Source organism: Kocuria cellulosilytica, assembly GCF_040981245.1.
GTDB classification, from domain to species: domain Bacteria; phylum Actinomycetota; class Actinomycetes; order Actinomycetales; family Micrococcaceae; genus Kocuria; species Kocuria cellulosilytica.
The window spans coordinates 1-25,985 of record NZ_JAVFWZ010000016.1; the positions used below are offsets into that span (position 1 = coordinate 1).

At 73.8% G+C, this 25,985-nt stretch carries 26 protein-coding genes; 12 read left to right on the forward strand and 14 right to left on the reverse strand.

Annotated elements, in window-relative coordinates; genetic code table 11:
- Window positions 1–144 precede the first annotated feature (144 nt).
- Window positions 145–1,773 carry an amidohydrolase gene (locus RCG67_RS16415; RefSeq protein ID WP_368827827.1) on the forward strand — a complete coding sequence of 543 codons (1,629 nt, stop codon included), beginning with the start codon at window positions 145–147 and terminating at the stop codon, window positions 1,771–1,773.
- A gap of 36 nt (window positions 1,774–1,809) precedes the next feature.
- On the opposite strand, the gene rraA is transcribed toward RCG67_RS16415, so the two are convergent.
- The 3 genes from rraA to RCG67_RS16430 are packed head-to-tail and all read right to left on the reverse strand — an operon-like array spanning window position 1,810 to window position 4,611.
- Window positions 1,810–2,289 (reverse strand): ribonuclease E activity regulator RraA, encoded by a 480-nt coding sequence (gene rraA, locus RCG67_RS16420; RefSeq protein ID WP_368827829.1) that lies wholly within the window; start codon window positions 2,287–2,289, stop codon window positions 1,810–1,812.
- A gap of 41 nt (window positions 2,290–2,330) precedes the next feature.
- Window positions 2,331–3,908 carry an MDR family MFS transporter gene (locus tag RCG67_RS16425; protein WP_368827831.1) on the reverse strand — a complete coding sequence of 526 codons (1,578 nt, stop codon included), beginning with the start codon at window positions 3,906–3,908 and terminating at the stop codon, window positions 2,331–2,333.
- A gap of 4 nt (window positions 3,909–3,912) precedes the next feature.
- Window positions 3,913–4,611: a PepSY domain-containing protein gene (locus tag RCG67_RS16430; protein ID WP_368827832.1), complete on the reverse strand. Its 699-nt coding sequence runs from the start codon at window positions 4,609–4,611 to the stop codon at window positions 3,913–3,915.
- Between the two features lie 171 nt (window positions 4,612–4,782).
- On the opposite strand from RCG67_RS16430, the gene RCG67_RS16435 reads away from it, so the two are divergent.
- Genes RCG67_RS16435 through pknB form a run of 7 tightly spaced genes read left to right on the forward strand, consistent with a single transcriptional unit; the run spans window position 4,783 to window position 14,571 of the window.
- Window positions 4,783–5,553, forward strand: coding sequence for an FHA domain-containing protein (locus tag RCG67_RS16435; protein ID WP_368827833.1), 771 nt, complete (start codon window positions 4,783–4,785; stop codon window positions 5,551–5,553).
- Window positions 5,554–6,051, forward strand: coding sequence for an FHA domain-containing protein FhaB/FipA (locus RCG67_RS16440; protein ID WP_368827835.1), 498 nt, complete (start codon window positions 5,554–5,556; stop codon window positions 6,049–6,051).
- A 3-nt stretch (window positions 6,052–6,054) separates the two neighbouring features.
- Window positions 6,055–7,557, forward strand: a complete 1,503-nt coding sequence (locus RCG67_RS16445) for a PP2C family protein-serine/threonine phosphatase (protein WP_368827837.1) — start codon at window positions 6,055–6,057, stop codon at window positions 7,555–7,557.
- Complete coding sequence (locus RCG67_RS16450; RefSeq protein ID WP_368827839.1) at window positions 7,554–9,365, forward strand: FtsW/RodA/SpoVE family cell cycle protein; 1,812 nt, start codon at window positions 7,554–7,556, stop codon at window positions 9,363–9,365. The genes RCG67_RS16445 and RCG67_RS16450 overlap by 4 nt, the downstream gene beginning before the upstream one ends.
- Window positions 9,362–10,807 carry a peptidoglycan D,D-transpeptidase FtsI family protein gene (locus tag RCG67_RS16455; RefSeq protein ID WP_368827841.1) on the forward strand — a complete coding sequence of 482 codons (1,446 nt, stop codon included), beginning with the start codon at window positions 9,362–9,364 and terminating at the stop codon, window positions 10,805–10,807. The genes RCG67_RS16450 and RCG67_RS16455 overlap by 4 nt, the downstream gene beginning before the upstream one ends.
- Window positions 10,804–12,552 (forward strand): protein kinase domain-containing protein, encoded by a 1,749-nt coding sequence (locus RCG67_RS16460; RefSeq protein WP_368827842.1) that lies wholly within the window; start codon window positions 10,804–10,806, stop codon window positions 12,550–12,552. The genes RCG67_RS16455 and RCG67_RS16460 overlap by 4 nt, the downstream gene beginning before the upstream one ends.
- Window positions 12,553–12,555: 3 nt before the next feature.
- Window positions 12,556–14,571 (forward strand): Stk1 family PASTA domain-containing Ser/Thr kinase, encoded by a 2,016-nt coding sequence (gene pknB, locus RCG67_RS16465; protein WP_368827843.1) that lies wholly within the window; start codon window positions 12,556–12,558, stop codon window positions 14,569–14,571.
- A gap of 18 nt (window positions 14,572–14,589) precedes the next feature.
- Here the strand turns inward: pknB and RCG67_RS16470 are convergent, their stop codons facing one another.
- A complete protein-coding gene (locus tag RCG67_RS16470; RefSeq protein ID WP_368827844.1) occupies window positions 14,590–15,228 on the reverse strand; it encodes an anthranilate synthase component II in 639 nt (212 codons plus the stop codon).
- 141 nt (window positions 15,229–15,369) lie between these two features.
- Here RCG67_RS16470 and RCG67_RS16475 point away from each other — a divergent pair, with 141 nt between their 5' ends.
- Both RCG67_RS16475 and RCG67_RS16480 read left to right on the forward strand, forming a co-directional pair.
- Entirely contained in the window at window positions 15,370–15,768 is a 399-nt protein-coding gene (locus tag RCG67_RS16475) for a cell division protein CrgA (RefSeq protein WP_368827846.1), read from the forward strand.
- Window positions 15,765–15,971: a hypothetical protein gene (locus RCG67_RS16480; RefSeq protein WP_368827848.1), complete on the forward strand. Its 207-nt coding sequence runs from the start codon at window positions 15,765–15,767 to the stop codon at window positions 15,969–15,971. The genes RCG67_RS16475 and RCG67_RS16480 overlap by 4 nt, the downstream gene beginning before the upstream one ends.
- Before the next feature lie 81 nt (window positions 15,972–16,052).
- On the opposite strand, the gene RCG67_RS16485 is transcribed toward RCG67_RS16480, so the two are convergent.
- From RCG67_RS16485 to RCG67_RS16500, 4 genes are all read right to left on the reverse strand, one after another.
- Window positions 16,053–16,649 (reverse strand): YceI family protein, encoded by a 597-nt coding sequence (locus RCG67_RS16485; RefSeq protein ID WP_368827849.1) that lies wholly within the window; start codon window positions 16,647–16,649, stop codon window positions 16,053–16,055.
- 120 nt (window positions 16,650–16,769) lie between these two features.
- Window positions 16,770–17,462: a flavin reductase family protein gene (locus RCG67_RS16490; RefSeq protein ID WP_368827851.1), complete on the reverse strand. Its 693-nt coding sequence runs from the start codon at window positions 17,460–17,462 to the stop codon at window positions 16,770–16,772.
- A gap of 174 nt (window positions 17,463–17,636) precedes the next feature.
- Entirely contained in the window at window positions 17,637–18,188 is a 552-nt protein-coding gene (locus RCG67_RS16495) for a flavin reductase family protein (protein WP_368827852.1), read from the reverse strand.
- 20 nt (window positions 18,189–18,208) lie between these two features.
- The gene (locus tag RCG67_RS16500; RefSeq protein WP_368827854.1) at window positions 18,209–18,904 is read right to left on the reverse strand and encodes an alpha-ketoglutarate-dependent dioxygenase AlkB family protein; all 696 of its coding nucleotides are present in this window, start codon (window positions 18,902–18,904) and stop codon (window positions 18,209–18,211) included.
- A gap of 182 nt (window positions 18,905–19,086) precedes the next feature.
- Here RCG67_RS16500 and RCG67_RS16505 point away from each other — a divergent pair, with 182 nt between their 5' ends.
- Both RCG67_RS16505 and RCG67_RS16510 read left to right on the forward strand, forming a co-directional pair.
- Entirely contained in the window at window positions 19,087–20,106 is a 1,020-nt protein-coding gene (locus RCG67_RS16505; protein WP_368827864.1) for an LLM class flavin-dependent oxidoreductase, read from the forward strand.
- A 75-nt stretch (window positions 20,107–20,181) separates the two neighbouring features.
- Window positions 20,182–21,018, forward strand: a complete 837-nt coding sequence (locus RCG67_RS16510; RefSeq protein WP_368827855.1) for a GDSL-type esterase/lipase family protein — start codon at window positions 20,182–20,184, stop codon at window positions 21,016–21,018.
- An 87-nt stretch (window positions 21,019–21,105) separates the two neighbouring features.
- Here the strand turns inward: RCG67_RS16510 and RCG67_RS16515 are convergent, their stop codons facing one another.
- The 6 genes from RCG67_RS16515 to RCG67_RS16540 form a co-directional block, all read right to left on the reverse strand.
- Window positions 21,106–21,753 carry a DUF3618 domain-containing protein gene (locus RCG67_RS16515; protein WP_368827857.1) on the reverse strand — a complete coding sequence of 216 codons (648 nt, stop codon included), beginning with the start codon at window positions 21,751–21,753 and terminating at the stop codon, window positions 21,106–21,108.
- The gene (locus RCG67_RS16520; protein WP_058874035.1) at window positions 21,750–22,223 is read right to left on the reverse strand and encodes a phage holin family protein; all 474 of its coding nucleotides are present in this window, start codon (window positions 22,221–22,223) and stop codon (window positions 21,750–21,752) included. Before RCG67_RS16520 ends, RCG67_RS16515 begins: the two co-directional genes overlap by 4 nt.
- Window positions 22,220–23,029: a hypothetical protein gene (locus tag RCG67_RS16525; protein ID WP_368827859.1), complete on the reverse strand. Its 810-nt coding sequence runs from the start codon at window positions 23,027–23,029 to the stop codon at window positions 22,220–22,222. The genes RCG67_RS16520 and RCG67_RS16525 overlap by 4 nt, the downstream gene beginning before the upstream one ends.
- 139 nt (window positions 23,030–23,168) lie before the next feature.
- Window positions 23,169–24,107 carry an SDR family oxidoreductase gene (locus RCG67_RS16530; protein WP_368827860.1) on the reverse strand — a complete coding sequence of 313 codons (939 nt, stop codon included), beginning with the start codon at window positions 24,105–24,107 and terminating at the stop codon, window positions 23,169–23,171.
- Between the two features lie 163 nt (window positions 24,108–24,270).
- Window positions 24,271–25,083 (reverse strand): alpha/beta fold hydrolase, encoded by an 813-nt coding sequence (locus RCG67_RS16535; protein WP_368827861.1) that lies wholly within the window; start codon window positions 25,081–25,083, stop codon window positions 24,271–24,273.
- Window positions 25,084–25,200: 117 nt separating this feature from the next.
- A complete protein-coding gene (locus tag RCG67_RS16540; RefSeq protein ID WP_368827862.1) occupies window positions 25,201–25,794 on the reverse strand; it encodes a superoxide dismutase family protein in 594 nt (197 codons plus the stop codon).
- Window positions 25,795–25,985 lie beyond the last annotated feature (191 nt).

Sequence of the window (25,985 nt, forward strand, 5' to 3'; positions counted from 1 at the left end):
CATCGCCCGAGATCTCTACCGGCTGCTGGAGCACCAACCCAACCCGGCTTGACGGACGATAGGAGCGTCCCGCCGCCCGCCCGGAGTCCCCTCGGGCGCCGGACCGGGTGCCACGATGGGGGCAGCCCCGAGGAAAGGATTTCCATGCAGCTCGACCTCCAGCTCGTCAACGCCACGGTCCTGACCATGGAGCCGGGCCGCCCGACGGCGTCGAGCCTCGGCGTGCACGGCGGGCGGATCGTGGTCCTCGACGACCCGGACGTGCCGGCGGCCGAGACCGTGGACCTCGGCGGGGCCACCGTGCTGCCCGGGTTCGTGGACGCGCACTGCCACACCACGTGGTTCGGGCTCGGCCTGGCCGAGGTGGACCTCTCCGGCTGCACCTCCCTGGACGAGCTCTACGGGGCCCTGGAGCGCGGCATGGCCGCGAAGCCGCAGGACGAGGAGTGGCTCATGGCCACCGGCTTCTACCCGGCCACCGTGGGCGGGTCGCTGCCCGACATCGACGTCCTGGACCGCATCACCGGCCGCACCCCGCTGTTCGTGCGGCACACGTCCGGCCACGCGGCGGTGGTGAACTCCGAGGCGCTGCGCCGGGCGGGGATCCTCACCCCGGGCACCCCGGACCCGGTGGGCGGGCGGGTGGTGCGGGACGGCACCGGACGCGCCACGGGCCTGGTCGAGGAGACCGCCCAGGCGGTGGTGCAGGAGCTGTTCCGTCCCCATCCGGTGGACCGGATCGTGGCGGCGCTCGACCGCGCCACGGCCCGCTACGCCGCCGAGGGGATCACCACGTTCGCGGAGGCCGGGGTCGGCGCGGGGTGGATCGGGCACAACCCCTCCGAGCTGCTGGCCTACCAGCAGGCCAGGGACGCCGGCGCCCTGCACGCGCGGGCCCAGGTGATGCCGGTGCTGGACGTCCTGCACGACATCGGCGGGCTCGGGGACGGCTCCGTGCGCGGGCTCGACCTCGGTCTGCGCACCGGCTTCGGCGACGACGAGCTGCGGCTCGGGCCGGTCAAGGTGTTCGTGGACGGCTCGCTGCTCGGGGAGACCGCCGCGGTGACCGAGGCCTTCTGCGGCGGCCACTCCACCGGCTACTTCCAGGAGAACCCGGAGCAGATGGCCGAGGCGATCCACGCCGCGTACCGCGCGGGCTGGTCGGTGGCCGCCCACGCGATCGGGGACCGGGCGATCGACTTCGCGATCGACGTGATCACCCGGTGCCAGGACGAGCACGGGCGCCGGCCGGTGCCCAACCGGATCGAGCACGCGAGCATCACCCGGCCCGACCAGCTGCCGCGGCTCGCGGCCGCGGGGATCGTGGTGACCCCGCAGATCGGCTTCCTGCGCCCCATGGCCACCCAGTTCCGCCGGCTGCTGGGCGCCGAGCGCACGGACTGGACCTACCGGGGCCGCAGCTTCCTGGACGCCGGTGTGCGGATCGCCGGCAGCTCCGACCGCCCGGTCGCCGACGGCGACGTGCTGCGCTCGGTCCAGGCCTGGACCGACCGCCTCGACGGCGACGGGCGGCGGTTCGGCCCCGCCGGGGAGCGGCTCGACGTGCTGGAGGCCCTCGCCGCCTACACGTCCGAGGCGGCGAAGGCCCTCGGGATGTTCGACCGGATCGGCTCGCTCGCCCCCGGCAAGCTCGCGGACCTGGTGGTGCTGGAGGAGAACCCCCTCGAGGTGCACCGGCGGGGCGGGTCGGTGGAGCACATCGGGGTCCGCGCGACCTACCGCGGCGGCCTGCGCACGCACGGCCCGGCCTGAACGGTCCCGGCCGGGCGGGCCCGCCCCGGACCCCGCTCAGCCCTCGACGAGGATCCCGTCCTCGTCGGCCCACACCGTCCGGCCCGGGCGGAACGTGACGCCCTCGATGACGACCGGCACGTCCTGCTCCCCGACGCCGTCCTTGGCGGACTTGCGCGGGTTGGAGCCCAGGGCCTTGACCCCGAGGGGCAGCCCGGCCAGGGCCACCCGGTCCCGGACGGGGCCGTTGACGATGACCCCGGCCCACCCGTTGCGCACCGCGGACTCCGCGATCATGTCCCCCATGAGCGCGGTCCCCATGGAGCCGTGGCCGTCCACCACGAGGACCGCGCCCTCGCCCGGCGAGTTGAGCACGGCCTTCACCAGGCCGTTGTCCTGGAAGCAGCGGACCGTGCGCACCGGCCCGCTGAACGCGGCCCTCCCGCCCAGGTCGAGGAACTGGCGCGGGCAGGACATCAGCTGCTCCCCGCGCTCGTCGTAGAGGTCGGCGGTGGTGAACGGGCGCGGGTCGGTCATGAGCTGCTCCTGAAGCATCCGAGGGCGGTTCCGGCACCAGCCTAGCGACCGGCCCCGCCCCGTTCGGTCCCGGCGTACTCCGCGGGCGGACCCGGGGCCTGCGCCCGCGGGTCGCCGACGGTCGTGCCCAGCGGGATCTCGTCGATGAGCAGGGACAGCACGAGGCACCCCGCCGCGACGGGCAGGCCCCACAGGAAGATCGGGGGCAGCGAGTCGGCGAAGGACTGCGCGACGGCCTCCTGCACCGGGGCGGGCAGGGACGCCAGCACCTGCGGGCTCAGCGCGTTGACGTCGAGGGAGGGCAGGCCGCGGCCCGCGAGCGCGCCGTCGAGCCGGGCCACGAAGACCGAGCCGAACACGGCGATCCCGAAGGACGCGCCGATCTGGCGGAAGAAGTTCGACGACGACGTCGCGGCCCCCACCTCCGCGGGCGGCACCGCGTTCTGCACGATCAGCACGAGGTTCTGCATGAGGCAGCCGATGCCCAGGCCGGTGACGGCCATTCCCGCGGCGGTCAGGGCGTACGGGGTGGTCTCGTCGACCAGTGAGAGCAGGAGGAGCCCGGCGGCCATCACGACGGAGCCCAGCACGGGCCAGTGCTTGTAGCGCCCCGTCCGCGCGATGCGGCGCCCGGTGCCGATCGTGCCGACGAGCATCCCGGCCGTCACGGGGATCATCATCAGGCCCGCCCGGGTCGCCGACGCGCCGTCGACCATCTGCAGGTAGGTGGGCAGGTAGGTGATGGTCGCGAACATGATCACGCCCATGCCGACGGCCGCCGCGGTGGGCACCACGAAGTTGCGCACGCGGAACAGGTGCAGGGGGATGATCGGCTCCGGGGCGCGGCGCTCGACCAGCACGAACAGCACGCCGAGCGCCAGGGCCGCTCCGGCGAGGCCGAGGATCCGCGGGCTCGACCACGCGTACGCCGTGCCGGCCCACGTGGTGAGGAGCACGAGGGCCGTGCTGCCCAGCGCGAGCAGCGCCGTGCCGAGCAGGTCGAGCCGCACCGGCCCCCGGGGGACGTGCGGCAGGTGCAGGAAGCGCGGGATGAACAGCAGCGTCACCAGCCCCAGCGGCAGGTTGATGTAGAACACCCACCGCCAGCTGACCAGGTCCGTGAGGAACCCTCCGATCAGCGGTCCGCTCACCGAGGCCAGACCGAAGGCCGCCCCGATCACGCCCATGTACTTGCCGCGCTCGCGGGGGGAGACGAGGTCCGCGATGATCGCCTGCGCCCCGATCAGCAGGCCGCCGCCGCCGAGGCCCTGCAGGGCGCGGAAGGCGATGAGCTGCGTCATGTCCTGGGCGGCGCCCGAGAGCACCGAGCCCAGCAGGAAGACGACGACGGCCACGAGGAAGATCCGCTTGCGCCCGTAGAGGTCGCCCAGCTTCCCGTAGACCGGCAGGCCCACCGTGGCGGCGAGCACGTACGCCGTGACCACCCAGGAGATCCGGTCGAGCCCGTCGAGGTCCCCGACGATCGAGGGCAGTGCGGTGGCCACGATCGTCTGGTCGAGTGCGGCCAGCAGCACCGCCATGAGCAGGCCCAGGAAGGTCAGCAGCAGTCGCCGGCGCTCCGTGCGGCCGGGGTCGGCGGCCACGGGATCGGCGGCCACCGGGTCAGCGGTCGATCTTCAGCACGGAGCCGTTCGTGACGTCGACGAAAACGTCCACCGAGTTGCCGTCCGGCTCGTCGAGCTCGACCTCCCACACGGTCGTGCCGTCCTCCGTCTCGAGCTGCGCCTCGTCGAGCGTGCCGTTGACCGTGTCCAGCGCCGTGCTCAGCCCGTCCTCGAGGGGCACCTGGACCCGGGCGAGCTTCTCGCGGTCGTCGCTGTCGAGGCTTCCCTCCTCCTCCTGGCTGATCACGTCCTCGCCGTCCTCCGAGACGTACAGCTCGTGCTCGCGGTCGCCGGCGGCGACGGCGACCTGCCAGCTGGCCGGGCTGTCCTCCCGCCCGATCTCGAACGCCTGGGCGTCCCCGCCCACCGCGTCCTCCGCGGCGGCCACGGCCGAGGCCACCACGGCCGCCTCGCCGCCGGCCGTGGTGTCCGCGCCGGGGCTGCCCGAGGGCGAGGCGCTGCCGGACGGCGAGGCGCTGCCGCCGGTGGCGTCCTCCCCCGGGCTCGCGCTGTCGTCCGGGCTCGCGCTGTCGTCCGGGGTGGCGGTGTCCTGCGCCGGGGCACCGGTCTCGGCCGGGGCGGTGGTGCCGCCCTCCCCGGCGCCACCGCCGCCCTCGTCGCCGCCGCAGCCCGCGAGGAGCAGGGCGGCGAGGGCCAGCGCGGCCAGGGACAGGGGCCTTCTGTCAGTGTGCTTCATGATCTGGATTGTTCTCCCCGGCGGGCCCGCTGGCAAGGACGTGACCGGGCACGGACCCGCCCGGTGCGCACCCCCCACCGGGCTCACAGGCGTCCCGTCTACTATCCTGGAGAACGCCTGACCCGGGACCGGGGGCATGCGCACCGCGATCGACGCCAGGAAGGAGGCGGCATGGGATTCCTCGAGAGCCTCGAGAAGAACATCGAGAAGGCCGTCCGCACCGCCTTCTCCACCGGCTCCCGGAAGCGGGTGGAGGCGGTCGAGATCGCCAGCGCCCTGCGGCGGGAGCTCGACCACGAGGCGTTCACGATCTCCGCCGGCCGCACCATGGCCCCCAACGTCTTCGTCGTGGAGTTCTCCGACGAGGACTTCCCCCGCGCCCAGGACTGGGGCACGCCGCTCGCGGAGGAGCTGTGCGACGTGGTCATCAAGCACGCCCGCAGCCAGGCCTACACCCTCCAGGGGGCGGTGAAGGTCTCCTTCACGCGCAACCCGGAGGTGGAGGCGGGCGAGTTCCGCGTCCACTCCTCGGCGCAGCGCACCGCGGAGTCGCCCAACACCCCCTCCACCCCGAGCGGGCAGCGCATCGCCCGCGGCCACCGGCAGGAGGAGGACGAGCCGACGCGGGCCGTGCCCGTGCAGCACTGGATCCCGGTGCTCGACGTCGAGGGCGCGCGGTTCTCCATCAACGCGGACTCGATCGTGCTGGGCCGCTCCGCCGAGGCGGACATCACCGTGGAGGACACCGGGGTGTCCCGCAAGCACCTCGAGATCCGGCGGCAGGGCGAGCACTTCGTGGCCGTGGACCTCGGCTCGACCAACGGTTCCTACGTGGACGGGGAGCGGGTGATCGGCCGCACCGAGCTGGTCAACGGTTCCGTGATCACCATGGGTCGGACCAGGATCACGTTCCGCCTCCTGACCCCGAAGGGGAACCGCTGAATGTCCGAACTGACCGTCACCCTGCTCCGCTTCGGGTTCCTGGCCCTCCTCTGGATCTTCATCTTCAGCATCGTCGCCAGCCAGGGGCGTGACCTGGCGGTCGGGGGGAAGCTCCCCGCGGCGCTCACGCGCTCCCGCGGGGGCCGCCGGGAGACCGCCGCGGAACCGGCCCCGCCCACCGCCGGCCCCGCCGGCGGGCAGCGCTCCCGCCCCCAGACCCTCGTCGTCGTCGACGGCCCCCTCCGCGGTCGCAGCTACCCCCTGGGCAACGCCCCCGTGCTCCTGGGCCGCTCCCCCGAGGCCACCGTGCCGCTCGGCGACGACTACGCCTCGGGGCGCCACGCCCGGCTGTTCCCGCAGGGCTCCCGCTGGTTCCTCGAGGACCTCGGCTCCACCAACGGCACCTTCGTCGGGCAGCAGCGCCTCTCCCGGGCCGTGCCGCTCGACCCCGGGACCCCGTTCCGGGTGGGCAAGACCGTCCTGGAACTGAGGTCCTGACGCATGGCGATCGCCTTCCGCTACGCCGCGCGCTCGGACGTGGGCCGGGTCCGTTCCAAGAACGACGACTCCGCCTACGCGGGCCGGCACCTCGCCGTGGTCGCCGACGGCATGGGCGGGCACGTGGGCGGTGACGTCGCGTCGGCCTCCGCGGTCATGGACCTCACGAGCCTGGACCGGCCCGACCACCACGGCGACGGCGCCACCGTGCTCACGGACGAGATCCAGAACGCCAACCAGAACCTCGCCAGGCTGGTCCTGGGCAACGCCCGCCTGGGTGGCATGGGCACCACCGTCACGGCGCTGCTGGCGGACCAGGACGAGCTCGTCGTGGCCCACATCGGCGACTCCCGCGCGTACCGGCTCCGGGGCGACGAGTTCCGGCAGGTCACCAAGGACCACACGTTCGTCCAGCGGCTCATCGACGAGGGCCGGCTGCGCCCGGACGAGGCGGAGTCCCATCCGCACAAGAACGTGCTGATGCGCGTGCTCGGGGACGTCGACGCCTCCCCCGAGATCGACGTGGAGACCCTCCGCCCCGAGAGCGGCGAGCGGTGGCTGCTGTGCTCGGACGGGCTCAACGCCGTGGTCCGCCCGGAGACCATCCAGTCCGTGCTGAGCTCCACCGACGACCTCAACCAGATCGTGGACACGCTCGTGGAGCTGACGCTGGACCGCGGGGCGCCCGACAACGTGACCGTGGTGGTCGTCCAGGTCTTCCGGACCGACGACACCGCCCCGGTGCCGCAGGCCGGGGAGGTGCGCGGCGCGGTCCCGGACCCCGACTTCGCCCGCACCTCGGACGAGATCACCGCGGACGCGGCGGGCCCGAGCGCCGACCGGAGCCCGTCCGAGTCCTCGGCCGCCGCGCTGCGCCGCGACCTCGCCGCCCGCCCCCACCTGCTGGTGGGCGCCGCCGCCAACGCCACCCAGACCGGGCGCATCCCCACCGTGAGCGACAGCGTCCTCGAGCGCCGCGCGACCCTGCTCCGGACCTCCGCCCCCGACACGCTGGCCGACCCGCAGGACGTCGAGTCCGCGCTGCACCGGGCGGACGCCACCGTGCCGTCCCCGCGCCGGCGCCGCCACCGGCGCGCCGTCGCCGTGCTCGCGCTGGCCACGGCCGGGCTGATGCTGGTCGCCGGGGCGTGGCTCACGAGCGGCTGGATCAGCTCCCAGTACTACGTCGGCGAGCAGCAGGGCAACGTGGCGATCTACAACGGCGTCTCCCAGTCGCTCGGGCCCGTGAGCCTCAGCGACCTCGAGCGCGCCACGGACCTGCGGGTCGAGGACCTCCCCGGCTTCGCCCAGGACCGGGTGCGCAACGCCATCCCCGCGGACAGCCTCGAGGAGGCCGAGCGGATCGTGCGCGAGCTGCGCGAGTCCGTGCCCGAGGAGGCCACCGGCTCCGAGCCGCGCCCGACCGGGACCGTCCAGCGGGCCACCGCCTCGCCGACCGCCTCGCCCACGCCCTCGCCCGCCGCCTCCCCCGGCGGTGCCGGATGAGCGCCCCCGCCGGGGCCCTCCCCCGCGAGGAGGGCGTGGAGCCCCGCCAGAAGCCGCGGCGGCTCACCGAGCTGCTCCTGCTGGTCGTCGCCGTGGGCATCGGCGTGGGCGCGAACGTCCTCGTGGACCCCGAGCAGCTCGGCTCGGGGGACCCGCACATCCTCCTCTCCGGGCTGGTCCTCGGCATCGGCGCCCTCGTCCTGCACGTGGTGCTGCGGCTGCGGGCCAAGTACGCGGACCCCTACGTGCTGCCGATCGTGGTGGCCCTCAACGGCCTGGGCATCGCCATGATCCACCGCATCGACCTCACCACGGACCAGACGGCGGCGAGCTCGCAGGTGGTCTGGACGGCCGTCGCCATGACGGCCGCCGGCCTGGTGCTCTGGTTCCTCAAGGACCACCGGGTGCTGCGGCGGATCACCTACATCTGCCTGCTGCTCAGCGGCCTGCTGCTGCTCCTGCCCCTCCTGCCCGGTCTCGGCCTGGAGCTCAACGGTGCCCGGATCTGGATCTCCGTGGGCGGGCGCACCTTCCAGCCCGGCGAGGTCGCCAAGATCACCCTGGCCGTCTTCTTCGCGGGCTACCTCTCGACCAATCGCGACCTCATCCTGCTGGCCGGCAAGAAGGTCGGCCCCGTGCGGCTGCCGCGGTTCCGGGACCTGGCCCCGATGTTCGCGGCCTGGATCATCGCGATCGGCGTGCTGGTGTTCCAGCGGGACCTCGGCTCCGCGATCCTGTTCTTCGGCCTGTTCGTGGCCATGATCTACCTCGCCACGAGCCGGCTGAGCTGGATCGTGATCGGGTTGCTGCTCGTGGCCGTCGGAGGGTTCTTCGCGAGCCAGGTCTTCGGCCACGTGGCGGCGCGCCTGGACTCCTGGCTCAACGCCTTCGACCCCGAGGTGTACAACCGTGCCCCGGGCGGCTCCGGCCAGATCGTCCAGGGCCTCTTCGGGCTCTCCTCGGGCGGGCTCTTCGGGCAGGGGCTCGGCCAGGGCCGCCCGGACCTCGTCTCCTACGCCAACTCGGACATGATCATGACCGCGTTCGGCGAGGAGCTGGGGCTGATCGGTCTCAGCGCCGTGCTCGTGCTGTTCTTCCTGTTCGTCACCCGGGGCTTCCGGGCGGCCCTGGGCACCCGTGACGCGTTCGGCAAGCTGCTGGCGGCGGGGCTCTCCGCGGTCATCGTGCTGCAGCTGTTCGTGGTGGTGGGCGGGGTCACCCGCCTGATCCCCCTGACCGGGCTCACCACCCCGTTCATGTCCGCGGGCGGCTCCTCGCTGCTGTCCAACTGGATCATCGCGGCGATCGTCCTGGCGATCTCCCACACGGCCCGCCGGCCCGTGGTCACCGGCCCGGCCACCGAGGCCGACCTCGCGGAGGTCGCCGCCCACGAGGCCGCCCTCCGGGAGGCCGCCCGGCGGGACGACGAGGAGCGCGCCGAGCGCCTCGAGCGCCGCCGGGACCGCCGCCCCCGCAAGGAGACCGGGAGGACCGGGGAGGAGACCGGCACGGCCGGGGAGACCGGCGCGCCGGCGGACGCGGAGCCGGCCGGCGGAGCCCGGCCCGGCGGGCAGGACCCCGGCACCGCGCAGCGCAGCGCCCGGCCCGGCACCGTCCGCCGTCCTGCGGTGCCCGCCGACACCGCCGCCACCGAGCCGATTGCCGCCGCGGGGCCGGGCGGGCGCCGCGACGCCGAGGACGCGGACCACCACGGCGGCACCCCCACCGAGGCGATGTCCCGCCTCACCGACCAGGACCGCAGGGACCCCGGAGGGTCCCGGAGCACCGAGAACGGAGGAGCATCGTGAACCGGGCGATCCGACACACCTGGGTGGCCGGCGTGGCGATCTTCACCGTGCTGCTCCTCGCGCTCACCTACGTGCAGTTCTTCGCGGCGCGCACCCTCGAGGCGCACCCGTGGAACAACCGCAGCCTCTACGACCAGTTCGGCGCGGACCGCGGCGCGATCCTCGTGGACGGTGACCCGAAGGCGTCCTCCGTGCCCTCGGAGGACGACTTCGAGTACCAGCGCGTCTACACGGACCCGCTGACGTACGGGCACCTGACGGGCTACTTCTCCCTGGTCTACGGCGCCACCGGGCTGGAGGCGGCCCTCGGCGAGGAGCTCTCCGGCGCCTCCGACGAGCAGTTCTACGACCGCGTGGTCTCGATGTTCTCCGGGAACCAGCCCACGGGCGCGTCGGTCGAGCTCACCGTCGACGCGGAGCTGCAGCAGACCGCCGCCCGGGTGCTCGAGGGCCGGAAGGGCTCGGTCGTGGCGCTCGACCCGGAGACGGGGGCGGTCCTCGCCATGGTCTCGAGCCCCGGCTACGACCCCAACGAGCTGGCCTCGCACGACTCGGGCTCCGTGATCGCCGCCGCGGAGCGGCTCAACGCGGATCCCGAGGAGCCCCTCGTCAACCGGGCCGTCGCCGGGGACCTCTACGCCCCCGCCTCGACGTTCAAGATCATCGACACCGTGGCCGCCCTCGAGTCCGGGGACTACACCACGGAGACCCTGATCCCGAACCCCCAGGAGCTGCCCTTGCCCGGCACCGACGTGACCCTGCCCAACTTCGTGGGCGGCGGGTGCACGGCGCGGGCCCAGGCGGACCTCGAGTTCGCGCTCGAGCAGTCCTGCAACACGCCGTTCGCCCAGATCGCCCTCGACCTCGGGGAGGACAGGATCCGGCAGACGGCGCAGGCCTTCGGCTACGGGGAGGCCCTCTCCGTCCCGCTCAAGGTGACCCCGCCGGTCTTCCCCGAGGAGCTCAACGACGCCCAGCTCGCGCTATCCTCGATCGGCCAGTACGACGTGCGCACCACGCCCCTGCAGGTGGCCATGACGAGCGCCGCCATCGCCAACGACGGCGTGCTGATGAAGCCCCAGCTCGTGGAGACCGTGCGCTCCGCCGACCTGTCCGTGATCGACGAGTTCACCCCGGAGCAGGTGCGCCGCGCCACGAGCGCGGACGTCGCCGAGACCGTCACGGAGCTCATGGTCGAGGTCGTCGACGACGGGATCGCCCGGGGCGCGGCCGTGCCCGGGGTGGAGGTGGCCGGCAAGACGGGCACCGCCGAGATCGGCTCGGAGGAGGGCCTCAACGACTCCTGGTTCACCGGCTTCGCCCCGGCCGACGACCCGCAGATCGCCGTGGCCGTCGTCTTCGAGGACGTCGACGTGGCGACCGGCTCCACCCTGACCACCACGAGCGCCAAGCAACTCTTCGAGGCGGTGTTGAACAAGTGAGACCATCGTCGAGCACCGTCCTGGGCGGGCGCTACGCACTGACCGACCGGATCGCGATCGGCGGCATGGGAGAGGTGTGGAAGGCCAAGGACCGCGTCCTGGGCCGCATCGTGGCCGTGAAGATCCTCAAGGAGGAGTACAACGGGGACCCGAACTTCCTGCAGCGCTTCCGCGCGGAGGCCCGGCACACCGCCCTGCTGAACCACCCCGGGGTCGCCAACGTCTTCGACTACGGCGAGGAGGAGGGCTCCGCGTTCCTCGTGATGGAGCTGGTCCCCGGCGAGCCCCTGTCCAACATCATCGAGCGGCAGAAGACGCTCCCGCCGGACACGGTGCTCAACTACATCGGGCAGACGGCCCGGGCGCTGGCGGCCGCGCACGCCCAGGGCCTGGTGCACCGCGACGTGAAGCCCGGCAACCTCATCATCACCCCGGACAACCGGGTGAAGGTCACGGACTTCGGGATCGCCCGCCTGGCGGACCAGGTGCCGCTCACGGCCACGGGGCAGGTCATGGGCACCGCCCAGTACCTCGCGCCCGAGCAGGCCACGGGCCAGACCGCCACGGGGTCCTCGGACATCTACTCGCTGGGCATCATCGGCTACGAGTGCCTCGCCGGGCGCCGCCCGTTCACCGGGGAGTCCCAGATCGCGATCGCCCTGGCACAGGTCAACGACCCGCCGCCGCCGCTGGCCGAGAGCGTGCCCGAGCCCGTCCGGGCGCTGCTGATGTCGATGCTGGCGAAGGACCCCAAGGACCGCCCGGCCACGGCCGGCGCGCTGGGCACCGCCGTGGACGCCATCCGCCGCGGGGACGAGGACGCCGCGGTCGCGGCCGTGCCCGGGATGCGCCCGTTCCTCGACCTGCCCGACGACGACGCCACCCAGGCGTTCGACCCGGTGCCCGACGAGCCGACCCGGCTGCTGGACCGCGGGGGCACGGCCGCCGCCGCGGCGACCGGAGCCGCCGCGGCCGGGACCGCCCGCCCCATCACCGCCGAGCTGGACGTCGTCGAGGACACCCGGGGCTCCGGGGACGACGGCCGCGGCGACGGCTCGTCCCCGGCCGAGGAGCGCGCGGACCGCCGCTCGGTCTGGGCCTGGCTGCTGCCGGTGCTCCTGGCCCTGCTCGTCCTGGCGGGGCTGCTGTGGTTCTTCCTGCTGCGCGATTCGGCGCCCGTGGGCCCGGAGCCGTCCCCCACGGGGACCGTCTCCACCTCGCCGGTGCCCGGCGAGCCGTCCTCCCCCGCGGCGACGCCCGGCGCGGCGGACACCGTGGAGGTCCTCGCCGCCCGGTACGAGGGGCGCCCGGTGGACGAGGTGGTGCAGGAGCTCTCCGACCTGGGCTTCCCCGTGGAGCGGGAGGGCCGGACCTCGGACGAGGAGGAGGGCACCGTCCTGTCCCTGAACCCCGTGGGGCAGGTGGCGCGGAGCACCACCATCACGGTGGCCTACTCGACGGGCCCGGACACCGTGGAGCTGCCCTCGGGGATGGTCGGCCGGCCCGCCGACCCGCTGATCGACGAGATCAGGCTCCTGGGCGTGAACATCATCCGCTACGACGAGACGACCGAGGACGCCGAGCCCGGGACCGTGCTGCGCACCCAGCCCCTGGGCGGGTCCACCGTGCGCCCCGGCGACACCATCGAGATGTGGGTCGCCGCGGCGCCGGACACCTCCCCCGCCCCCGCCACCGGATCGCCCGCGTCCCCCGCGACACCGACCGGACCCGGCCAGGAGGGCTGAGCCGTGCCGGGCCGGAACCCCGTTCCTCCCCTGATCAACGACCGCTACGAGGTGGGCGAGACCATCGGCCGCGGCGGGATGGCCACCGTGCACCTCGGACGCGACCGGCGGCTGGGGCGGCGGGTGGCCATCAAGGTGCTGCGCCCGGAGCTCGCCCGGGACGGCACCTTCCACGAGCGGTTCAAGCGCGAGGCGCAGTCCGTGGCCGCCTTGAACCACCACTCGATCGTCTCGGTCTACGACACGGGCGAGATCCTCGCGGAGACGGACGAGGGCGTGGACCGGCCGTTCATCGTGATGGAGTACGTGCCCGGCCGGACCCTGCGCGAGCTGATCCACGACAACGCCGTCACGCCCCGGGAGGCCGTGGACATCACGCTCGGCATCCTCGGCGCCCTGGAGTACAGCCACCGGGCGGGCATCGTCCACCGGGACATCAAGCCCGCCAACGTGATCGTGACCCCCGAGCGGCAGGTCAAGGTCATGGACTTCGGCATCGCCCGGGCCGTCGAGGACACCTCACCGGCGCTCACCCAGGCCCAGGCCGTCCTCGGCACCGCGCAGTACCTGTCCCCGGAGCAGGCCCGGGGCGAGTCCGTGGACGCCCGCTCCGACCTCTACTCCACCGCCTGCGTGCTCTTCGAGATGCTCACCGGGCGGGCGCCGTTCGTGGGCGGGTCCTCGGTGGACATCGCCGCCCAGCACGTCCGGGACCGTCCCCCCGCGCCCTCCGAGCTGGACCCGCGGCTCGGCGGGCGCGTGGACGACTTCCTGGCCAGGGCGCTCGCCAAGGACCGCGCCGACCGCTTCCAGGACGCCGGGCAGATGCGCCGGGCGCTGCGCGAGCTGCGCCCCGCGGTGCCGGGGGACCTGGACGCCACCCAGCCGATGCACGCGGTCCAGGGGCGCGACGAGGACACGAAGACCCTCCCGCCCGTTCCGGTGCCGGCCGCTGCGGTGACGGCCCCGCCCACCGCCGTGGGCACGGCCGTGGCCTCGGCACCGGCGGCCGAGGACCCCCCGGGCAGCGGCTCGACCCCTGCCCGGCGCCGCCGGCGGCCCCTGCGCGCGGCGCTGCTCGGCCTGCTCGTCCTCGCGGTCCTCGCCGTCCTCGGGGTCGTGGCCCTCCAGTGGGTCCAGGACCAGCGCAGCGGGCCCGTCCTCGTCGCCGTCCCCTACGTCGCGGGGATGGACGCGTCGGTGGCCGAGACGGTGCTCCGCAACGCGGACCTCGTGCCGCAGCGCGAGGAGGTCTTCGACGACGAGGTGCCCGAGGGCGACGTCGTCGGCACCGACCCCGCCGCCGACACCCAGGTCGAGGAGGGAACCACCGTGGTCCTCGGCGTCTCGAGGGGTCCCTCCGAGGTGGAGGTCCCCGGCGACCTCGTGGGCCGGTCCGAGGAGGACGCCCGGGAGGCGCTGGAGTCCGCCGGGCTCGAGCCCGCCGGGGACACCCGCTCGGTGAACAGCTCGTGGGTGCCCCGGGGAATGCTGGTCGCCACCGACCCGGCCGGTGGGACCACTGTCCGCACCGGCTCCGAGGTGCAGCTCGTGCTGTCCACCGGGCAGGTGACCGTGCCCCAGGTCGTGGGCCTGAGCCGGCAGGAGGCCGTCGCCGTCCTCGGCGCGGACGCGGCCCGCCTGACGGCCGAGGTCGTCACCGCGCCCCGGGCCGGGGTGCCGGCCGGACAGGTCCTCGACCAGAGCGTCGACGCCGGTGGGTCCGTGCCGCAGGGCTCGACGATCACGCTCACCGTGGCGGTCGCCCCCGCGCCCGAGCCGGCCCCGGAGCCGACCTCCTCGCCCACCCCGTCCCCGTCCCCCGAGGAGACGGAGGAACCCGAGGAGGACGTCCAGGAGACGGAGGAGCCGGCCCAGGATCCGCCCGGCGACGAGGAGACGCGGTCCGAGGCCGAGCAGCGGGCGGACGAACGCGCGCGCGAGGAGGCCGAGCGGGCGGACGAGCGTGCCCGCGAGGAGGCCGAGCGAGCGGAGGAGAGGGCCCGCGACGACGAGTGATCCCGGCCCGGGCGGACCTCAGGCGGAGATCAGCGGCGACAGCGGTGCGGCGGCCCGCGCCGCGCCCTTGAGCCCCACGAGCTCGAGCCAGTTGCCGAGCATGAGGTAGCCGCCCTCCGTGAGGACGGACTCGGGGTGGAACTGCAGTCCGTGCAGCGGAGCGCTCTTGTGCCGCAGCCCCATGATCACCCCGTTCGGGGTGCGGGCGGTGACCTCGAGGACGTCGGGCACGGACTGGTCCACCACGGCGAGCGAGTGGTAGCGGGTCGCCGTGAACGGGCTGGGCACCGCGCCGAACACGCTCGTGCCGTTGTGCTCCACCCGGGAGGTCTTCCCGTGCATGAGCTCCTCGGCGTGGGTGACGGTCCCCCCGTACGCCTCCGCGAGGGCCTGGTGGCCGAGGCAGACGCCGAGCAGCGGCTGCTGCGTCTGCTCGGCGTGGAGGATCAAGGCGGTGCACACGCCGGCGTCGGCAGGGGCGCCCGGCCCGGGCGAGAGGAGGACGCCCTGGTGCTCGTCGGCGAGCGCGCACGCGGCGGCCTCGTCGAGGTCGTCGTTGCGGATGACCGTGGTCTCGGCGCCGAGCTGCTCGAGGTAGCCGACGAGGGTGTAGACGAAGCTGTCGTAGTTGTCCACGACGAGGATCTTGACGGTCACAGGGTCTCCTGGGAATGGGGTGCCTCACGGCGCGTGCGCCCGTCCAGCTTACGCGTCCGCGGGGAGGCCCGCACCGGGCGGCTAGACTGGGGCACCGGACCCCCGCCGTGCAGACGGCCCGCTTGGTGATCAGGAGGATCAGTGCCCGAGTCCAAGAACCGCCGCAAGAAGCCCGCCCGCCGTCCGAGCGGATCCGGACGGACCGCGCCGGCCGCCCCGACCGTCGACACGGAGCTGGCGCGGCTGGCGGCCGAGGGACTGCCCGGCGGATCCACCGCCTTCGACCCGGAGGCCGCGGCCAACGCGGTCGCGCAGGAGCTCACCGAGCGCTCCCGGCACGGCTCCCCGGAGCCCCATGCGCCCACGCCCACCTGGTACAAGGCCATCATGCTGGGCCTGCTGGTGGTGGGGCTGCTGTGGCTCATCCTCTACTACCTCTTCCAGGGCGCCTACCCCGTGCCCGGGATCGGCACGTGGAACATCGGGGTCGGGCTGGCCCTCATGATGGCGGGCCTGATCATGACCACGAAGTGGCGGTGACCTCGGTGTCCCCTGCCGGCACCGGTCCCGGGGACCCGGACGAGCCCTCCCCCAGGCCGCTGAAGGACGAGATCGCCGACTCCCGGCCCAAGGACGGGCGGCGGCTCGACCCCGCGACGTTCGAGGTGCGGCTGCGCCGGTGGGCCTTGCTGCTGCTGGTCGCGGGGCCCGTGATCTGGTTCCTGGTGCAGCAGCTCCGCTAGCCGCTCCCGCGTCCACGGCCGTGGCCCGCACCCCTTCCGGGGTGCGGGCCACGGCCGTGCGCACGGAGCGGTCCTGCGGGATCAGGCCTCGGCCGAGACGGCCTCCTGGCCCTCGACGGTCTGCTCGGGGTCGTCCTGGGGCGCGGTGAAGGCGACGTCGAGGCTGATGAGCACCTTGTCGGAGACGAGGACCCCACCGGCCTCCATCGCGGCGTTCCAGGTGATGCCGAAGTCCTTGCGGGAGATCGTGGTCTCGGCGGAGAACCCGGCACGGGTCACGCCGAAGGCGTCGACGACCACACCGCTGAACTCGGTGGCGAGCTCGACGGTGCGGGTCACGCCCTTGATGGTCAGCTCGCCCGTGATCGTGCCCTCCTCGCCGTCGAACGCCGCGGCGGTCGAGGTGAAGGTCATGGTGGGGTGCTCCTCGACCGCGAAGAAGTCGGCGCTGCGCACGTGGGCGTCGCGGTCCGCGTTCTTGGTGTCGATGGACGCCATCCGGACGGTGGCGCGCAGGGTCGAGTCCTCGACCGGGTCGGTGACCTCGAGCTGGGCGTCGACCTCGCCGAAGGTGCCGCGCACCTTGGAGATGCCGGCGTGGCGGACGGCGAAGCCGACCTCGGAGTGGGCGGGGTCGAAGGTCCAGGAACCGGGGACGAGACCGTTGAGCTGGGACATGGTGTTCTCCTTGGTGAGCGACGAACAATTGGTTGCTTCGTCAACAACTCTAGGAGCACCTTGGTGATGTGTCAACAACTAGGTCGAGGGAATTCCTGCAGGACGCGCGGCTCCTGCCGCTCAGGCCTCGGGGTCCAGGGCGGAGCGGTCGTTGAGCTCGTGGAACCGGCGGCGGTGGTAGACGAGCGGGACGCCCGTGCCCTCGTGGCCGAGGACGTCGACCACGGCGGCGTTGAACACGAGGGCGGGCCCGGCCTTGATCCGGGCCAGCGGGACCGCGCGCAGGACCCGGGCGACGTTCAGCAGCCGGGGCTCCCCCGTCGCCAGGTACTCCCAGGGCATGTCGGCCCCGAAGCGCGGGGCCCCGGAGACCGCGAAGGACCGGGCGAGCTCCAGGTTCTCGGCGTCGAGGAGGTGCACCAGGAAGGAGTCGGCCTCGGCCAGCAGCGCGGCCGAGCCCTGGCGGGCCTGCAGCGAGAAGCCGAGGATCGGCGGGAGGACCGACACCGAGGACACCGAGGACGCCGTCAGGCCCACCGGCCCCTCGGGCCCGCGCGCGGTGATGATCGCGACCCCCGCCGGGTGGTGGGCGAACGCCGCCTTGAACGCCTCGCCGACGTGCTCGAGGTCCTGGAGGTGGTCGGCCGGGACCTCGAGGTCGGCGACCTCCGCGGCCGCGTGCTCGGCCGGCGCGCCGGGCTGCGGGACCGCGCTCAGCCGGGGCTCCTCCGCCCCCTGCTCGGGCGTGCCGCCGGCGGGCGCGCCGTCGTCGTGCCCTCGGCGGGGTCGGCGTTCGTGCTGCTGGGCCGCCATGAGAGTCCTTCCGTGGAGAGCCGTGGGGGATGCCGCCGGGACGGCCCCAACTGCCCACGCTAAGTCCAGAACCGGTGCGGGAGACAATCGATTCCGCCGCTGACGGGGCTGGGGACACCCGACGTCACAGTCTTGCACGGACGCCGTTCCCGTGTACGGTGCCCCGGGTCCGGGTCACCGGGTCAGACCGCGGTAGCCGCGGGCGTAGTGCACCAACGGGTCGTCCGCCTGCGCCTCGGCGACCCCGCGACCCATCGCGGTCACCTCGCCCACGACGATCCGGTGCGTCGCGGCGGTGTGCACGGCCACGGTGGAGAGCTCGAACCACGCCAGCGCCCCGTCCAGCACCGGCGCCCCCGAGTGCGGCGCGCGCCGGAAGGCCACGCCGTCCAGCAGGCCCTCGACGGGATTGCCCGGGCTCGCGAGCCAGTTGGCGGTCCCCTCCTGGTCCCGGCGCAGCACGGAGAGCGTCCACGCGCCGGAGGACTCCACGGCGTCACAGATCCGCCCCTCCTCGAAGAGGCTCACGAGCATGGTGGGCGGGTCGTAGGAGACGTCGAGGAAACCGGTCACGGTCGCGGCGACGTCACGCCGCCGGTGCCGGGCGGCCACGACCGCCACGCCGGAGGCGATGTCCGCGGCGAGCAGGCGGTAGGCGCCGACGTCCTCGGCGTCCGGCGCCGCCGGGTCGATCAGGTGGGCCAGTGCGGGGTCGGGGAGCTCCATGCCGCCAGTCTGGCACGCGCTCAGCGGACCGTGCCGGGCAGCCCCGTCATCCGGAGGGTCAGGTTCAGCCGCCCGCCCTTCATGCCCAGCTCCGCCGCCCCGGTGCCGGGACGGATCCGGGGCACCCCGTGGAACGCGTAGCGGGAGGGGCCGCCGAAGACGAAGAGGTCACCGCTGCGCAGCTCCACGTCCCGGTACGGCGCCGAGCGGGTCTGCGTGTTCCCGAAGCGGAAGACACAGGCGTCCCCCAGGGAGAGGGAGACGATCGGCGCGGCGGACGCCTCGTCCTTGTCCTGGTGCATGCCCATCCGGGCGGCGGCGTCGTAGAAGTTCACCAGGGCGGTGTCGGGCCGGTAGTCCTGCACGTGCGGGCTGCCGGGCCCGTAGGCCTCCAGCAGGGCACGGCGGCCCAGCTCCGCCAGCCACGGGGGCATCTCCGGTGCGCGCCGGTGCTCGCCGGTGCGCAGATAGCGGTAGGGCACCCAGTCCCGGCCCAGCGTGGTGGAGCGCACCGACATCCGGCCGCCTCCCGGCAGCACCGCGTGGCGCAGGGGCGCCGGGCCCGCGGCCCACTCCCGGCAGCGGAGCACGAGCTCGCGCTGCTCCTCGGGCCCGAGCCACCCCGGGACGTGCACGGCGCCGGGCGCGATCTCGGCGCGCTCCCGCGGGAGCTCGAACAGCTCGGGCGCCGGGAACGGGGTCGAGGGCTCGGTCATGCTGCCGAGCGTAGCCGTGACCGCCGACACCGCGCCCCCCGTGCCGCGCGCCCCGGCCGGGCCCGGCGCACGGCGCCGGTGTCGGGCGCCGGTGCGTGGCACCGGTGTGGGGCCCGCCACGGCGGCCCGCGGCCGGGAGGAGTAGCGTGGAGGGTCTCCCGATCCCCCAGGAAAGGTCCGCCGTGCCGCTGCCCCTGTCCGTCATCGACTTCGCCACCGTCCGCAAGGGCGCGTCCGTGGGCGAGAGCTTCGCCGACTCCGTGCGGCTCGCCCAGCACGCCGAGCGGCTGGGCTATCTGAGGGTCTGGTACTCCGAGCACCACAACATGCCCACGATCGCCTCCTCCGCCCCGGCCGTGCTGATCGCCCACGTCGCGGCGCACACCTCCACGATCCGCCTGGGCGCGGGCGGGGTCATGCTCCCCAACCACTCCCCCCTGGTGATCGCCGAGCAGTTCGGCACGCTCGCCGAGCTGCACCCCGGCCGCATCGACCTGGGTCTGGGCCGCGCCCCCGGCACGGACCTGCGGACGGTGCGGGCCATGCGCCGCGACCCCTCTGCCGCCGAGCAGTTCCCGCAGGACGTCCGCGAGCTGCAGGGCTATCTCAGCGGCCGCTCGATCGTCCCGGGGGTCAGCGCCGTGCCGGGCGCCGGCACGGACGTGCCCCTCACGGTCCTGGGCTCGTCGCTGTTCGGGGCGCAGCTCGCCGCGGCCTACGGGCTGCCCTACGCCTTCGCGTCCCACTTCGCCCCCGACGCCCTGGTGGACGCCGTGGCCGCCTACCGCGCCGGGTTCCGGCCCTCCGAGCAGCTCGCGGAGCCGTACGTGATCGCGGCCGTCAACGTCATCGCCGCGGACAGCGCCGAGGACGCCGCGGAGCAGCTGGGGACCGCCCGCCGCGAACGGGTGCGCGCCATGGTGGGCCGCGGCCGCGAGCTGAGCGACGCCGAGCTGGACATGGTGATGGACAGTCCCGCCGGGCAGCAGATCCTGCACATGCTGCACTGGTCGACGGCGGGCACGGGCCCCGAGGTCCGGTCCTACCTGGAGGACTTCGCGGCCACGGCGGACGCCGACGAGCTCATGATCGCCCCCGCGTCCCCCACCCAGGACCAGGTGCTGCGCTCCCTCGACCTCCTGGCCGGGGCCTGGGGAGCCGGCGCCGCCCCGGACCTTCCGTCCCGGGCGTCCCGACTGTAAATTCGGGGAGTCGACGGCGTCCGCCGCCACGGCGCCGCCCCCGGGAGGCGCCACCGCTCCCGAAAGGTCCCCTCCATGCGCTCCGTCTCCGCCCGACGCGCCGTCACCGCCCTGGCCTCGGCGCTCGCCCTCGCCGGCACCGCCGCCGCCCCTGCCGCCGCGGCACCGCGCACCGTCGAGGTCGTCAACCTCGGCGACTCCTACTCCGCGGCCTTCGGCACGGGCGGGATCCAGCAGGTCGCAGGCCTCCCCGGCTGTCTCCAGGGCACGGGACGGGACCACGTCGACGCACTGGCCTCGCACCCGCGCGTCGAGGTGACCCTGGACGCGGCCTGCGCCGGTTTCGAGACGCATGAGGTGCGAGGGCTCCTCGACGAGCGGCCCGTGGGCGACGCCCTCGCGGAGGCCGACGTGGTGACGCTGACCATGGGCGGCAACGACATCGAGTGGGGCACGTTCATCCGCGTGTGCAGCGCCCCGTTCGAGGCCGCCCACGGACCGGCGGAGTGCGATGCCATGCTCGCGCAGGCGCCGACGCTCATCGCGTCCGCCGCGGCCTCCGCGGCCGAGACCGTGGCCGCGGTCGGCGCGGTGTCCGACGCGCGGGTCGTGGTGCTGGGCTATCCGCAGCTGTTCGACGACCGGCAGGACACCCCGCTGCTCTCCGCCGGGCGGGCCGCCCAGCTCAACGACTGGACGGACGAGCTCAACGCCGCTCTCGCGGCGGCCGTGGAGCAGGAGTGCGCCGTGTTCGTGGACGTCACCGACCGTTTCCGCGGCCACGGCGTCGGCTCGGCGGACCCGTGGATCCTCTTCGACCCCGAGAGCGAGCACAACCTGCACCCGACCGAGCGCGGCTACCTCTCCGGCTACTTCCCGGGGCTCCTGAGCCAGGTCGCCCGCGCGCGCTGACCGGTGCCGGGCACGGCACGGGCCCCGGATCGTCGATCCGGGGCCCGTGCCGTGCCGGGGCGCCCACCGTGCGCGGCCGGCCGGGCGTCAGGCGTTCTTCGTCTCGTCCTTGACGGACTGCGCCGAGCCCTGGGCGGAGGACTTCAGCTGCTGGGCCTCGCCCTGGCCCTGGGACCTGACCTCCTGGGCCCCGGACTGCGCGGTCTCCTTCACGGACTGCGCCGCCTCCTGGGCCGGCTCCTTCAGGTCCTGGGCGACCTCCTGGGCCATGCCCTTCGCGGACTCGACCGCGTGCTGGGCGTGGGGCTGGACCCGGTCCGCCGCGTCGGAGACCAGCTCCTGCTCCTTCTGCGTGGAGGGCAGCAGCGAGCCGACGAGCCAACCGGCGCCGAGGGCGATCAGGCCCGCGGCCAGAGGGTTGCCCCGGGTCTTCGCCTTGGCCGTGGCCGGGGCGTTCTGCACGGCGCCGCGGGCCTGCTCGGCCCGGTGTGCCGCCTCGTCCCGCACGTCGCCGGCGGAGTAGCCGCCCACGCCGGACCGGTCGTCGGAAGAACCCATGACGCGCTCCCTCACTCCTTGCACCTTGTCCTGGACCGAGCTGCGGACCTTGTCCTTCTGCCGCTCGACGACGCGCTCGGGCGTCACCTTCTCGGCGACGGCGTCGACGTCGGAGCCGAGTCGGGCGCGGGTGGCCTCGATGTCGGCCCGGATCTGTTCGGGGTTCTGCTGGCTCATCGGTTCTCCTTCTTGGAGGGCTTCACGGTCTCCGGGATCTCGGTGACGGTCTCGCGGGTCAGGGGCAGCGGGTCCTGCGTCGCGTCCGTCATCTCCCGCTTGCCCTTGTTGAGGTTCTTCTTGCCGAGGGCGGCCAGGATGCCGGCGATGACGGCCCAGACGACCGCCACGATCACCGAGGCCCAGACCAGCCCCACGAGACTGCTCAGCGCCCACATGAGGGCGAGGGACAGGAAGAGCAGGACGAAGTGGCCGGCCACGCCGGCCCCGGCGAGCATGCCGGCGCCCTTGCCCGCGTCCGTGGCGGACTGCTTGGCCTCCTGGACCGTCTGCGTCGCCTCGGCCTTGGCGAGCGCGATCTCCTGCTGGATGAGGGTGGAGAGGTTGGTGCTCAGCGACTTGAACATCTCGCCGAGCGACTCGTGCTCCGCCCTGTCCTCGGCGTCCGAGGGAGGAATGGGGTGGCTCATCGAGGGTCGCCCTCCTGTTCCGGGTAGACGGTGCCGGGCACGCGGTCGGTGTAGGTGCGGGCCGCCTCGCCCTGCTCGTCGGAGCGGTAGGCGTAGGGGTCGGCCGGCGTGTAGCCCGAGGTCTCGGTCGCGGTGAGGTTCCGGTCGTAGCCCTGGTCGTAGCCGGCGCCCGTGGGGACTCCCGCCCCGGGCTGCGAGCCCTGGCCCTGTCCGCCCGAGACGCCGAAGTACTCCTTGGCGCCCTGGCGGTCGGTCGTGATCTCGTCGCTGTCCTTGGCGCCGCGGGTGGCGCGGCCGGCGAGGAGACCGATGCCGGCGGCCACGGCCAGGAAGGTGCCGGGACGGCGGGCCGCGAACCGGCGGACGTCGTCGAGCAGCTCCCGGGCGTCCTTGTTCTCCAGCGAGGAGGCGACGGACTCCACGCGGCCGGAGACGCTGCCCAGCAGACCGGTCACGTAGTCGGACTCGGGCTTCTCCCCGCGGGACAGGGCGTTGATCTCGTCGCTGACGGAGCGGACGGTGGAGGCGATGCGGTCCTGCTGCGGCCCCACCTGCTCCCGGAGGTCGCTCCGGAGCTGGCCGAAGAGGTCCTGCGCCTGGTGCGCCGCCTCCTCCTTGACCGCCACGGCCTGGTCCTTGGCGGTCTCCTTGACGCGCCGGCCGGAGTCCGAGGCCTCGTTCTTCAGCTGGTTCGCCTCGGCCTTGCCCTGCTCCGCGGCGACATCCTTCTTGTTGGAGGTGCCGGTCTCGGCCGGGTGGCTCGAGCCCGCCTCGTAGGGGGTCGGGTCATAGGGGTTGGTGGTCATGATTCCGCCTTTCTGGAACGTTTTCGTAAGTTCGCTGATGGTGCAGGCTGGTCCCAGCCTAGGGCGAAGGCCGCGCGGGGCCAAGCCCTTCCGCCGGATCGGTGCGCCTTCCGCGCGGCGATCCCGCGGCGGCGGGTCCTCACGGGGACGGGCTGCCGCCGTTGACGTTGAGGGTCTCGCCGATGACGTAGCTGGACTCGGGCGAGGCCAGGAACACGTAGGCGGGGGCCAGCTCGGTGGGCTGGCCGGCCCTGCCGAGGGGTGTCGACTGCCCGAACTCCGGCAGCGCCTCCTTCGGCTGCCCGTCCGAGACCTGAAGGGGGGTCCAGAACGGCCCCGGCGCCACGGCGTTGACGCGGATGCCGCGGGGCGCCAGCTGCTGGCCGAGGCCCTTGGTGAAGTTGTTGATCGCCGCCTTGGTGGACGCGTAGTCGAGGAGGTCCGGCGAGGGCTGGTAGGCCTGGATCGACGTCGTGTTGATGATGGACGATCCCTCCGGCAGGTGCCGCAGCGCCGCCTTCGTGATCCGGAACATCGCCAGGATGTTGACCGTGAAGGTATCGGTCAGCTGCTCGTCGCTCAGGTCCTCGAGGCGCTCGACCGCCACCTGCTTTCCGGCGTTGTTGACGAGGACGTCGAGACCGCCGAGGCCCTCCACGGCGTCCTCGACGAGGCTCTCGCAGAACTCCTTGTCGGTGAGGTCCCCGGGCAGGAGCACGGCCGTGCGGCCGGCCTTCTCGATGATCGACCGGACCACCTGCGCGTCGGGCTCCTCGTCCGGGAGGTAGTTGAGGGCCACGTCGGCGCCCTCCTTGGCGAACGCGATGGCCACGGCCGCGCCGATGCCCGAGTCCGCCCCGGTGATCAGGGCCTTGCGCCCCTCCAGGCGGCCGGTGCCGCGGTAGGAGAACTCCCCGCGGTCGGTCCTCGGCTCGAGCTCGACGTCCAGACCGGGCTCGGGCTGGTCCTGCTTCGGGGGCTCCAGGACGGGGTAGCGCGTCACGGGGTTCTGGAGCGTGAGCTGGTCCACCGCCTCGCGGTCGGCGTCCTCGGGATTGCTGCTGTTCGTCTCGGTCATGTCCACTCCTCTCGTCGTGCACTGATGTTGACAGCATACTGATCAGTCCCTCGAGATGACACCGGTTCTCTGTGGGAGAACAGAGCACCCCGGGCGTCCTGGGCGGACGGAGCCGCCCGGGACGCCCGGGGTGCGGGAGGATGACGCCGCGGAGCGGCCCCGCTCAGGTTTCGAGCCCGCGCAGGAAGGCGTCCAGGGCGTCGTCGAAAGCGGCCGGCTGCTCGATGTTCGGGGTGTGCCCGGCCCCGTCGACGACGACGAGCTCCGCCCCGGGCGCCAGTGCGGCCATCCGCCGGGCGGCTCCGCCGTCGAAGGCGTCGTCCGCGCCCACCACCACCAGCACGGGAAGCCGGGCGCCGCGGAGCAGCTCCGTGAAGTCCCGGCGCTCGGCGCGCCCGCGCATCGCCGCGGCGGCGCCCTTCGCGGGTGCGTTCTGCAGCATCGCGAGAACCTCGGCGGCCACCTCGGGGCGGGACTCCACCGTGAACTCGGCGACCATCTTGGCCAGCACGCTGCGCCCGTAGGCCTCCATGCCGCCGGCCAGGATGGCGTCCGCGGTGACGTGGCGGCGGCGACGGCCCTCGGTGTCCTCCGCCTCGGGGACGGTGTCGTTGACGACCAGCGCGCGGACACGGGCGGGGTGGCGGTGGAGGAGCTCCATGGCGATCTGCCCGGACATGGAGAACCCGACGACGACCGCGCGGTCGATCCCCAGGTGGTCGAGCAGGCCGGCGACGTCGTCGGCGAACTCCTCCGTGTAGACGATCCCCTCGGTGATCTCCGACTCGCCGAAGCCGCGCAGGTCGGGGGCGAGCACACGCCAGCCCCGGCCGGCGAACACCTCGACCTGGCGGGCCCACATGCTCCGGTCGTAGGCGTGACCGTGGAGCAGGAGCAGCACGGGCCCCTCCCCCCGGTCGGTGTAGGTCATGGTGACCCCGTTGATCCGGGCGGTGGCGGCACTGACGTCGGGCATGGTGGGAGACCCCTCTCTCGGGCGTACGGCAGGAACGCTCCCAGGGTAGCGAACGGCGCCGCCCCGGAGGCGGGTCTCACCCGCCTGTGCGCGGGGCCCGGAAGGCTCCCCCGGACGTCACTCGACGACGCCGCAGGCCAGCCGCGACCCGGCGTCGCCGGTGCCGAGCGTGTCCTGGTCGGGGCCGCCCGGGGCGTACCGCTCCGGGACGTTGGCGTAGTTGTCGGGGCCGGAGTGGATCATCACGGCGCTGCCGTCGTCGTCGGTCACGAGGTCCTGGACCCCGAAGCGGTCGGTGACGGTCGTGAGGGAGCCCAGCCCGCCCTCGGTCACATACAGGGCCGTCAGGTCCCCCGCGTGGCCGGGGTGCCCGGCGTCGTCCTTCCCGAGGTGCCCGCCGGCGGAGAGGAAGGCGCCCGTGCGGCCGGGGTCCCCCGGCGCGCTGCTGTCCGGCTCGCAGAGACCGGTCTCGTGGACGTGCAGTCCGTAGAACCCGGGCTCGAGCCCCTGCACCTCGGCCCGGACCTCGGTGCCCGCCGAGACCTCCGAGAACGCGACGGTGCCGACCTCGTTGCCCTGCGCGTCCTGGAGGACCGCGCGGGAACCGGCCACCGCGGCCGCCGAGGACTCCTCGACGACGGCGCCGTCATCCCCGCCGCCACCACCGCAGCCGGTCAGCACCAGCGCGGTGGTCCCGATCGCTGCTGCCATGGTTCTGCTCCGCCGCACGGCTCCTCCTCGTCGCTGCCGGTCGATCCTCCTCCGACCATAGGCCGTGGCCGGAGGCGGATTCAACGGAGCTGGAGTAGTGCGCTGGTGTGGGTCGTTAACTGCGGGGAGCCCCCGCACGGTGTGCGGGGGCTCGACCCTGGTGGTGTGGTCCGGCGGTGTCCTACTCTCCC